The 11,051-nt window shown below is 67.7% G+C and carries 9 protein-coding genes; 7 read left to right on the top strand and 2 right to left on the bottom strand.

Annotated elements, in window-relative coordinates; all coding sequences use genetic code 11:
• Positions 1-39 precede the first annotated feature (39 nt).
• From P5F91_RS20245 to trhA, 5 genes are all read left to right on the top strand, one after another.
• Positions 40-792, top strand: coding sequence for a prepilin peptidase (locus tag P5F91_RS20245; protein ID WP_277908097.1), 753 nt, complete (start codon positions 40-42; stop codon positions 790-792).
• 15 nt (positions 793-807) lie between these two features.
• Complete coding sequence (locus tag P5F91_RS20240) at positions 808-1,611, top strand: fructosamine kinase family protein (RefSeq protein WP_277908096.1); 804 nt, start codon at positions 808-810, stop codon at positions 1,609-1,611.
• A gap of 342 nt (positions 1,612-1,953) precedes the next feature.
• Entirely contained in the window at positions 1,954-2,163 is a 210-nt protein-coding gene (locus P5F91_RS20235; RefSeq protein WP_040849878.1) for a cold-shock protein, read from the top strand.
• Positions 2,164-2,238: 75 nt separating this feature from the next.
• A complete protein-coding gene (gene infA / locus P5F91_RS20230; protein WP_040849877.1) occupies positions 2,239-2,511 on the top strand; it encodes a translation initiation factor IF-1 in 273 nt (90 codons plus the stop codon).
• Between the two features lie 28 nt (positions 2,512-2,539).
• Complete coding sequence (gene trhA / locus P5F91_RS20225; RefSeq protein ID WP_338424084.1) at positions 2,540-3,193, top strand: PAQR family membrane homeostasis protein TrhA; 654 nt, start codon at positions 2,540-2,542, stop codon at positions 3,191-3,193.
• 145 nt (positions 3,194-3,338) lie between these two features.
• Here trhA and P5F91_RS20220 read toward each other — a convergent pair whose 3' ends face one another.
• Together P5F91_RS20220 and P5F91_RS20215 are read right to left on the bottom strand one after the other, a co-directional pair.
• On the bottom strand, positions 3,339-5,411 hold the full coding sequence (locus P5F91_RS20220) for a phosphocholine-specific phospholipase C (protein ID WP_277908095.1): 2,073 nt from the start codon (positions 5,409-5,411) through the stop codon (positions 3,339-3,341).
• Between the two features lie 68 nt (positions 5,412-5,479).
• Positions 5,480-8,278 (bottom strand): TonB-dependent receptor, encoded by a 2,799-nt coding sequence (locus P5F91_RS20215; protein ID WP_145611875.1) that lies wholly within the window; start codon positions 8,276-8,278, stop codon positions 5,480-5,482.
• A 207-nt stretch (positions 8,279-8,485) separates the two neighbouring features.
• Here P5F91_RS20215 and P5F91_RS20210 point away from each other — a divergent pair, with 207 nt between their 5' ends.
• Complete coding sequence (locus P5F91_RS20210) at positions 8,486-9,601, top strand: ROK family transcriptional regulator (protein WP_277908094.1); 1,116 nt, start codon at positions 8,486-8,488, stop codon at positions 9,599-9,601.
• A gap of 67 nt (positions 9,602-9,668) precedes the next feature.
• Positions 9,669-10,976, top strand: coding sequence for an MFS transporter (locus tag P5F91_RS20205; protein WP_145611870.1), 1,308 nt, complete (start codon positions 9,669-9,671; stop codon positions 10,974-10,976).
• The last annotated feature ends 75 nt before the right edge of the window (positions 10,977-11,051 follow it).

Raw genomic sequence — 11,051 nt, 5'->3', positions numbered from 1 at the left:
GGTCCCATGGAGCCCCGGGACGCGTTGGGAAACGGGAAAGTGGACATCATCACCCTTTGGACATTGCTGATTGCCGCCCCCTTCGTCGGCAGCTTTCTGGGGGTGGTCGTGACCCGGCTGCCGGAAGGGCGGTCCGTTGTCTGGGGGCGGTCGGCGTGCGACCGGTGCAGCCATACGCTGGGTCCTGCCTCCCTGGTGCCCATTCTCTCCTACCTATGGTCCAGGGGACGGTGCCGGCACTGCGCGGCGCCCATCGGCGCCTTCCATCCGGCGATCGAGCTGGCGGCCGTCCTGCCGCCCCTGTGCCTGGCCTTCCTGATGCCCTTGGATTCCCTGACGCTCTGCGCGGGGGCGGGCCTGGGTTGGGTCTTGCTGGCTTTGGCATGGATCGACCTGCGCCACATGATCCTGCCCGACGTGCTGACCCTGCCATTGATCATGGCGGGCATCCTGGTGGCATGGGTGCAGGACGGGCGTTTGCCCATCGACCGGCTGGCGGCGGCGGCGGCGGCCTATGCCGGCCTGGTGTTGCTGGAGGTTCTGTACCGCCGCTTCCGGGGCCGTGACGGCATCGGCCGGGGGGATGCCAAGCTGTTGGCCGCCGGCGGGGCGTGGGTCGGCCCCGCCGCCTTGCCCCAGGTGCTGCTGACCGCCGCCTTGGCCGGCCTGCTGGCGATGGCGGCGCTGCGCCTGGCCGGCCGGCGCGTGGACGCGGCCACGCCCATCCCCTTTGGGCCCTGCCTGGCCCTGGGGATCTGGGCCGCCTGGTTGTTTGCTCTTTCAGGCCTGTGACGGATGAGGGGTGACATGGATGCGTTGAAGGATCGCTTATCTGGCCTGCTAGGGCGGCGCGTACTGTCTCTGCGCCGTCTGGCGGGGGGCGATCTCTCCGTTGTCTATGAGCTGACGCTGTCGGATGGCGCGTGCGTGGTCGCCAAACACGGCGACGGCGCCGGACGGGAAGGCGCCATGCTGCGGGCCATTGCCGCAACCGGCGTTCCAACGCCGGCGGTGCTGGCGGCGGATGGCGGATGGCTGGTGATGGAAAAGCTGCCCGCTGACGGCACGCCGGCGGCGGCCTGGGACGATCTGGCCGCCTGCCTGAACCGGCTGCACGCGTCCGCCGATGAGCCCTATGGCTGGTCCCATGACCATTGCCTGGGCTCTGTGGCCATGCCCAATCGCCGCGCCGAAGACTGGCCTGGCTTCTGGGCGGAGCAGCGGCTGCGCTGCCACATCGCTCATGTCGATGCCGGCCTCGGCTCCCGTATCGAGCATTTGGCCGACCGGCTGGGCGATCACGTTCCGCGATGCCCGCCGGCGTCGCTGCTGCATGGCGACCTATGGGGCGGCAATGTGCTGGTGTCCGGGACTCGCGTTTCCGGCCTGATCGATCCGGCCTGTTACGTCGGTGACCGCGAGGTGGACGCGGCCATGCTGACCCTGTTTGACCATCCGCCGGCGTCGTTCCTTGACGCCTTGGCCTTGGAGCCCGGGTGGCGCGAGCGGCTGCCGGTCTACCGGCTCTGGCCGCTGCTGGTCCATTTGCGGCTCTTCGGCCCAGCCTACGCCGCCGCCATCGACGCCGACCTGCGCCGGTTGGGGGTCTAGGGTGCGACCGCTTCAGAGGGACACATCCGGAGTGGTTGCCACATAAAAATAGGGTCCTCGGTCAGGAAGAGCGGCCGGTTGAAGGCGAACATATCCGTCATGGTGCGGAATTTCGGTGCCACAATACCCACGGCAGGAGAGGGCGCGGGTTACAGCCATGTTCTGAAGGGCGTGCGTTAATGCTTGTGGTTTCGCGCCGCCGGGTGGATGCTGTGCCGGTCGACTTTGCTACTGGGCCATCTACCGGCTGACGCCGGTTCTTTTCCCTGTCGTGACTTTGATGCCCGTCCGCACTCTCGCGCCGGGCAGCTCCGAACGGGAAAAATCCCAGAAGGCAATCCCATGTCCACCGGTACCGTCAAGTGGTTCAACAGCACCAAGGGCTTTGGTTTCATCCAGCCCGAGGATGGCTCCGCCGATGTTTTCGTCCACATCTCCGCCGTTGAGCGCGCCGGCCTCAGCGGCCTGAACGAAGGCCAGAAGGTCAGCTTCGACTCCGTCCGCGACCCGCGCAAGGGTAAGACCGCGGCGGAGAACCTGCGCGCCATCTGATCTCCTCCTCATCTGGACGAGCGGCGGCGGCATGCCTAGGCGTGCCGCCGCCTTTTTCCTATTTGGGAGGATGCAATGGCCAAGGAAGAATTTCTCGAATTCGACGGCTATGTCGAAGAGGCGCTGCCCGATGGCCGCTTCCGCGTGAAGCTGGAAAACGGGCATGAGATCATCGCCTACACCGCCGGCAAGATGCGCAAGAGCCGAATCCGGTCGCTGGCGGGTGACCGCGTCACGGTGGAAATGACGCCCTATGACCTGACCAAAGGGCGCATCACCTACCGGCACAAGGACGAGCGGCCCGGGTCCGCCGCCCCCGCCCGCCGCCCCCCACCCCGCCGCCGCTGACGGGGCCCGTTCCTTCAGGGGGGACGCCATCGATACCCACCCCGACCATCTCCGCTGTTCCGTCTACAGCCGTCGTGAGTACGCCGCCGATGCCGTCGTCCACCTGCTGGGCGTGACGGCCGGATGGTCGGGAGGTGCCTGGCTGGTCCTGTCGCGCTTAGGGTCCCTCGGCGCCGGCAGCTTGACGGCCGTGGCCATCTACGCCTTGGCCATGGCGGGAATGTTCACCGCGTCCGCGGCTTATAATTTGATAGGCGGCGGGTGGCTCAAGGATTATCTGCGGCGGCTGGACCATGCCTTCATCTACGCCGCCATCGCCGGTACCTACACCCCCTTGCTGACACGTCTGCCGGCTGTGACGGCCACCGTGGCCCTTGGCATTGTCTGGGGTGTCGCCACGGCGGGCATCCTGTTGAAGCTGGGGTGGCCCCGCCGCCATGAACGGCTGGGCCTCATCCTCTATGTTGGCCTGGGCTGGATCGGCCTGCCCCTGATCCCCGCGCTGTCCGGCCGCTTGCTGGCCGACACTGGGCCATGGATTGGTGCCGGCGCGCTGACCTATACGCTGGGCGTCGGCGTCTATCTGGCGCACCGCGTGCGTTATCATAACGTCCTGTGGCATCTCATGGTGCTGGTGGCCGCCTCCTTCCAGTACGTGGCTATCGGAAACGAGTTTCCGTGATCAGAAGAAGCGGCGCAGGAAGGGCGGGGTGGCTGGCCCAGCGCCACGCTGTCGCCGCCCGTGCGCGAGGCTATCCTGCTGGCGGACCGGCACCGCATACATCCGCGCATTTATGTCAGAACGACGGGCGGGACGTACCAACCTTTCAGCTCGACACCCCCCACGCCGGATCGGACCGGCTCGACTGGCCGGTTTCGATATGGCCGGCCAGGCGCCAGCTCAACTGCCCCCCGGGGCCCGTCAGGGTCGCCGTGGCGTCGTACCATCCGTCATGGGCGGCGGTGGGCCAGGACAGGACCTGGGATGCCCCGGCCGCGACCGTCGCCGTGACGGGTGCGGCCCCGTAGGCGCCGTCAGCGAGGTGCCATCGCACCGTCTCGCCACCATGGTTATGCACTGTCAGGGTCAGCGTCATGTCGGCCGCGTTGGGTGTAGCCGACAGGGACAAGCGGCCAGCCATGTCCGGGCCGGCCGTGAGATGGCGCAGGAAGCCGTTGGGGCCCAGCACCAGCACCTCGCAGCCCTGTCCGGCCTTGAGCGGCACCGGCGTGGGCAGGCTGGTGCCCGGGGCCACCGTGTGCCGCGCCGGGCCGGCGCCGGGCATCAGGCGGTCGAAGACATGGAAAACGGCGGCGGCCCGGCCCCGGTTGTGGAAGACCAGAGAGGGAGGCCGCCCCAGCGCCGCGACCAGATCCACCGCCAAGTCATATGGCGTGGGCCGCAGCGGGCGCTGGCCGGGTTCCTGCGGCAATGGCGTATCGTGACGGCGGGGTATCGGTTCTGGCCGGTGGGCCTGCGCCTCCACCTCGGCGCGGTAGCCGCGCGTATCCGGCAGGGCCGCCGGTGCCTGCGCCGCCTGCGCGAAGTCGAAGGCGCTGGTCAGGTCGCCGCACACTGCCCGGCGCCAGGGGCTGATGTTGGGCTCCGCCACGCCGAACCGTGCCTCCAGGAAGCGCAGGACCGAGGTGTGGTCGAACACTTCCGAGCAGACGGCGCCGCCCGTAGTCCACGGGGAAACGACGATCATGGGCACCCGGGCGCCCAGGCCGAAGGGCTGGCCATCACCGGCGTTGATTTCGCCCGTCAGGTCCACGTTCGACAGGCCGCCGCTCGGCCCCGCCGACGGGGCCGGTGGCAGGACATGGTCGAAAAAGCCGTCATTCTCATCGTACAGCACGAACAGCGCGGTGTGGCGCCACGTTTCCGGATTGGCGGTCAGCGCCTCCAGCACCGTGGCGATATAGGCGGCCCCGTCCAGCGGGGCATAGCGCGGATGTTCGGAGTGGTTGTGCGGCGGCATCAGCCAGGAGACGGCAGGCAGGCGGCCCGCCTTGGCATCGGCGGCGAAGACGCTGGGCGGCCGGCGCGTCATCGCCTTGGCGTGCAGCGGCGACCCCACCGGGGCGTGGGCGAACTGCGTGAAGAAGCGCAGGGCGTTGAAGCAGCTGACACCGTCGTTCTCATCCACCGCCGGGCGATGCCGCGGCCGGATCATGTCCTGGACGTCGATGGTGAAGGGGCCGTCCGCGTCCACCCCCTGATAGACGCACCAGGAGATGCCGGCCTGTTCCAGGCGCTCGGGATAGGTGGTCCAGGAGAAGGGCGGCCCATTCAGTGGCTGGAAGTCCGGTCCCTCCGCCGGCTGTTTCAGCACCGGGCCGCCCGCCCTGCCGAACGGGTCGGGGGTGCCCGTCATCAGATGGATGCGGTTGGGATTGGTGGCGCTGGGCGTGGAGCAGAAGAAGGCGTCGCAGATCGTGAAGGCGTCCGCCAGGGCGCAGTGAAAGGGAATGTCGGCGCGGGTATAATGCGCCATGGTCAAAGCCCCCTTGGCCGGCACCCAGTTGTCGTTGCGGCCCCCGTTCCAGGCGGCATGCCCGTCCACCCAGGAGTGGGGCAGGGAGGCAATGTTCTGGGCGGCGGTCGCGGCGCCATCCAGGGGGAAGGGGCGCACATGGCCGCCCTGGCCGTCCGCCTGCCGCCAGATATCGCCGTTGCTGCCGGGTGCGGTCGCCCGATCGTGGAAGCCGCGCACGCCGCGCAGCGTCCCGAAATAGTGATCGAAGGAGCGGTTTTCCTGCATCAGGATGACGACATGGCGGATATCGCCCAGGCCACCGCCGTTGGGGGGCGGTGACAGGGCCAGCGCCCGCCGGATAGGGGCCAGCAGGGCGGTGGCGCCGCCGGCGGAGAGGAGATGGCGTCGGGTGAACCGCACGGGGGTGATCTCGCGTCGATAAGGTGGAGAAGCGCCCCGGGGACCGTCGCCCCGGGGCTTCCGGTCCGTCACAGGTCCGGCGTGAACCGCACGCCCACCCAGAACACGGTGGGGACGGAGTAGCTGTCCTTCAGCAGGTTCTGGTTGGGGCCGACCAGGCTGGTGAGGCGGCTGTGGGTCAGGTTGCTGGCCTCGCCGAACAGGGTGACGCTGTCGCGCACCTTGTAGCTGGCCTGCAGGTCCAGCTGTTCGCGCGGGGCCCAGTACAGATCCTGCCAGGCGATGTCAGGCACGATGGAACGCAGGGCCTTGCCCTGGCGGTTATAGGCCAGGCGGACCTCGAAATCGCTGTCGCTGTAGAAGACCTGGATGTTGCGGGTCTGGTTGGGCTGGCCCACCAGTCGGCTCAAGGTGCGGCTGGCGCCGCTGGACTGCAGCACCGATAGCTCCCCCTCCATGAAGGACCAGTTGCCGCTGACGCCAAAGTCGCGCAGCCACGGATGGATCCATTCCAGCGAGTTGACGATGGCGTTCAACTCCACGCCCCGGATGGAGGCGTTGCTGGCGTTTTGCGGGGTGGAGACCACGGCGTTGCTGTAGGTGACACCCTGGTAGGTGTAGCCGATGGAACTGGCCGTGAAGATCTCGTCCTTGATGTCCTTGTTGAACAGGGCCAGCGACAGCAGGCCGCCGCCCTCGTTGGGCAGCTTGTAGTCGAAGGCCAGGTCGACGTTGGTGGACAGGCGCGGCTTGATGTTGGGGTTGCCGATGGTGACGGACACGCCGGTGGCGTTGGGATTGCCCAGGTCGGAGGCGTTGGTGAAGCTGATGGAGGTGCGCGCGGCGTAGCTGTCGTAACTCGGCCGGCCTATGGTCTGGCTGGCGCCCACGCGCACGTCCAGGTCATGGGTTATGTCGTAGCTGGCCAGGGCCGATGGCAGCAGGTAGTCGTAGCTGGAACTGGTCTTCAGGTCCGTCCACGCGCCGGAGATTTTGGCCCGGCTGACCGTGTCCTGGTCGGTGCTGTCGTTGTGCAGGCCAACCTGGGCGTGGAAGTCCTCCAGGGCGTAGGCGACGGTGGCATAGGCGCCCACGGTCTGTTCCGTGTGCTTGAAGTTGTCCTGGTTGTTGAAGGACGACTGGTCGGTCAGGTTGAACCAGGACGGGTTGGCGTTGAATACGGCCCAGGCCTTGGCCGGGTCGATGGTCAGCAAGTTCAGGCCATTGGAATATTTCATGGGCGCGCCGGCCGGCCCGGCGGCGTCCACCAGCAGCACGCGGCCGGCGGTGTTGTTCGGCTCCCAGTCATTGCGCCAGACGTTGTAGTCGGGGCGGTCGTCGGTGAAGCTGGCGCCCACGGCGAAGCCCAGACCCTGGTCCTTGGCCCCCATGTTGTAGCGGTAGTCGGCGCGGGCGTTCTTGATGTCGTCATCGGCTGACCGCTTGGCATCGCGCCAGTACAGCCCGCCATAGTTCGACAGGTTGTAGTAGGCGCTGGGCGGCATGGCGAACTGCTGGTTCAGCTGGCTGGTGTCATAGGTGAAGCCATAGGCGGGCTTGGCCGCGCTGGAGGTGATGGCGCCGGCTGAACCGGGGGCGGGATAGCTCACCCCGCTCATGTACTTCACCATGTCGAACGGCTCGCGATAGGTTGACCGCGACATGTCGCCCCGTACCGACAGCACCTGGTTGTCGGCCGGGTGCCAGTCCATGCCCGCCTGTGCCAGGTTGGTGCTGGTGATGATGTTGGAATGCTCGAACCCAACCTCCACGTCGCCACCGGGATAGCTGCCCGAAGTGGGGGTCTGGTTGTAGACCCGCGCCGTGCTGCGGGGATCCAGGATCACTTCGTTGCGCTCCATCGTGTCGACGAAGCGGTAATGGCCCAGCGTCAGGAAGCCGTAGAGGGTGTCGGTGGGCTGGGCTTCCAGCTTGGTGGTCACGCCCACGCGCTGGCGGCTGTCTTCCACATACCAATACTTGTCCTGCTGCGGCACGGCGATGCCGTTGCCCAGGTTGTTGTTGCTCTGCAGGACGCCGGCGCTGTTGTAGAAATTATAGTGGACCGTGTCCGTCGTCATGTGGGTGTCGGTGAAGCTGTCCAGCTTCTGGTAATTGGCTGAGACCACCACGCCGAACATATGGTCGGGGCCGAAGGTCATGCTGCCCGTGCCGCTGATGCGCCGGCCCAGCGGATCCTGGCTGCGGGGCTGGCCATGGTCGTTGGCCATGCCCAGCGCGCCCTCCGCCGTGAAAAAGGGGCGGCCGCCGTTGTCGAAGGCGCTGCGCGTCTTCAGGTTGATGGCGCCGCCCACGGCATTGGGGTCGAGGTCGGCGGTGAAGGTCTTGGTCACTTGCAGTTCGCTGATCATGGAGGTGGGCAGGATGTCCAGCCGCACGCCGCGCCCCATCGATCCCAGGTTGCCGTTGGGCGTGCCGGGACTGGCGATGGGCACGCCGTCGATGGTCACGTTGTTGTAGGCGGGGCCCAGGCCGCGGATGACAGGCGTCGCCGCCTCATCACGCGGGTGTTCGTTGTCGGTGGCCGGCAGGACGGACAGGCCGGGCACGCGCCGCAGCGCCTCCACGATGGTGCGGTCCGGCAGGGCCTGGGCGTCGTCGGCGCTGATGACGTCGGTGACGCCGGGCGTGTTCAGCTTGGTGTCGATCGCCTTGGCATTGGACCGGCGCACGCCGGTGACGATGATCTCTTCCGGGCTGTCGGTGGTATCGACGGGTGCGGCCGTTTCCGCACCCGTGCCCGGCTGTGCCCAGACGGTCGTCGCGTGCAGGAGCCCCCAGGATAGCGCGGACCCCATCAGCACGCGCCGGCGGCGTTTATCACAGAGCATGGTCCCCAACCTCATTTCTTTCCCCTGGCCTGTTCCGGCCCTTGAACCGCGGATGGAACCGCGGGCGCCCACGGCGCGTTAAATGTATGCAGCATGCATACTATGCGGAATGTATGACGCCTTGATGACGGCGGGGGCTTATGTCTCTATGGTGCTGTCGTCACCCGTTACCGGCTGCCTGTTCCCATGCGGATGTTTCCTGAGTCAGAACCAACCCTTCCTATGGTTTCGGTGGCCCGGCCCGTCAGCGAGGGCGGACGGCGCATTCTGGATTTGCTGCTGAAAAGCGGGGGCTTGAGCCAGGCGGAACTGACCCGGTCGCTGGATCTGTCGCAGCCGACGGTGACGCGGCTGCTGCAGGGGTTCCACCAAGACGGGCTGGTACGCACGGCGGCGCGGCAGGCGGACCGGCCGGGCCATCCCAGCGTCCACGTCTCCCTCAACCCTGATTTCGCCTATGCCCTGGGCGTGTCGCTGCTGGGCGACGCCGTGTCCATGACTCTGATGGATTTCACCGGCACGGTGCGGGGGCAGCGGCGCGCCGCCATGCCCACCATGGCGCGGCCGGTGGTGCTGGAACGCCTGCGGGCCTTTCGCCGGGAATTGGAGGAGGAGGCAGGGATCGATCCCCGGCGCCTGGTGGGTGTGGGCGTGGGCATTTCCGCCTTCTATGTAGGGCGGGGGCGGTTGTTCAACCCACCGGCCTACCTGGACGATTGGGCGATGGTGGAGATCGAGCCCATCCTGGAAGAGGCGTTGCGCCTGCCGGTCCGTGTGGACAACGACGGTACCGTGGCCGCCATCGGCGAAAGCTTGTTCGGCGTGGGCCGGCGCTGCCGCAACTTCGCCTACCTGCACCTGACCAATGGCTTCGGCGGCGGCATCATCGCCGATGGCAAGCCCTTCCGGGGCCAGAACGGTAACGCGGGGGAGTTCGGCGGCATCTGGACGCTGGCCGGCGTGACGTATGCCAACCTGGACCTGTTGCAGACCTGCCTGAAGAACCACGGCCACGTTTTCGCGACGGTTGAGGAAATGGTGCAGGCCATCGACGTGGGATGGGCGGGTGTGGCGGATTGGCTGGAACAGGCGCAGCCCTCCTTCGCCATGCTGTGCGGGCTTCTGGCCTACAGCATGGATCCCGGCCTCATCGTCATCGGCGGCCGGCTGCCCCCCTCCATCGCCCAGGCCTTGGCCGACCGTATCGTCGTGCCGGTCCCGACCAATCGCCGGGGCTATCCGCCGCCGCTTCCCGCGGTGGTGGTGGCCGAGGCGCTGGGCGACCCGGTGGCGCTGGGTGCCGCCGTCATGCCCCTGCGGGAGGCGTTCTTCGCCTGATATCCTGTCATAAAGCCGCAACGGCGGACGGGCTAGTGTGCCGCCCGAACAAAGCCGGGTGGGCCGGATGTCCAGCATGGATGGGAATGGCGGCCCGGAATGGGCGCGGATGCTGCGGGTGGCCGTGTGGCGCGCCTACAGCGTCGGCCATTATGGCAAGAGCCTGATCTGGTACAGCAGCGAGCTGCTGTTCGCCTATTTCCTGACCGAGGCGTGCGGCCTGCCGCCCCGCGCCATGGGGGCCGTGCTGGCGGTGTCGCTGGTGATCAATGGCGCCACCGATATGGTGATGGGGCATGTGCTGCGGCGCCGGGCGGCGACCGTTCCGGCCGCCGCCCGCCTGCACGTCCTGGGCAGCGTCCTCGCGGGGGCGTCGCTGCTGCTGTTCCTGGCCACCGGGCTGGTACCCGCCGGTTGGCGCATCCTCTATGCGCTGGGCACCGGGCTGCTGTTCCGCCTGACCTACGCCTTGTATGACGTGCCGCAGAACGCCGTGCTGGGCATGGTCGCTGGCGACAGGGCGCGCACCGCCCTGTCGGCCTTGCGCTTCGTCGGCGCCGGCCTCGCCACCCTGTCCGTCGCAGTGGCGGCGCCGCTGCTGCTGGCCCGAAGCGGGTTGGAACAGGCGCGCGCCTTTGCCGTCTTCGCCCTGGTGCTGTGGGGGCTCGGCATGGTGAGCGCCGGCTGGTTCTGGTGGGCTGCGCGTGGCGGACTGGCCCTGGAGCCGTCGGCACCGGCGATGACGCGCCCTTTCCTGTCGCAATTCCGGTTCCCCATGGCCCTGGCCGCCGTGCTGGCGGCGGAGTTCGTCCTGTCTGGGACGGCCTCGGTATTCACGCGGCTGGAGCCTTACTTCGCCGCCACCGTCCTCACCTCCTCCCTGGCGCGGGGAACCGTCATGGCCTGCGTCGCCATCGGCGGGCTGGTGGGGCAGCCGCTGTGGACGCTGGTGGTGGACCGACACAGCCCCTCGGCCGCGTTTCGCGCCTCGGCGGCGGCGGCCATCACCGGGGCGCTGACCTTCCTGGTCTCCGGCGCGCACAGCCTGCCGCTCACCGCCGCCGCTGCCGGTTTGCTGGGAACAGGCCTGGGGGGCATGAGCATGCTGTTGTGGGCGGCTGCCGGGGCCTGTGCCGCGTCACCCGCGATGTCCGGCCATCGCCTGGCGCCAACACAGGTATTCGGCTTGCTGACCCTGTGCATCAAGGTGGCGTGTGCCGTCGCCATCCTGGTGGTCAGCGAGATCCTGGTCTGGCGGACCGGAGATCGCCAGACGGTCGTTTCCGCCTTGGGCCTGATCCTGCCCATGACCATCCTGCCCTCCCTGGGGGCGGTGCTTTGCCTCATGCTGACACCGCGCCTGCGGTTGTCCTGATGCTCACCTGGATGGAACGTAATTTCCAAATACTATAAATATGAAATAGTCATTGCGACACTCCGGACCGCCCAG

The organism is Nitrospirillum amazonense, from assembly GCF_029594735.1.
GTDB classification, from domain to species: Bacteria; Pseudomonadota; Alphaproteobacteria; order Azospirillales; family Azospirillaceae; genus Nitrospirillum; species Nitrospirillum amazonense.
Note: the sequence above shows the minus strand (reverse complement) of the source record. Positions and strands in the feature narration are given on the sequence as shown.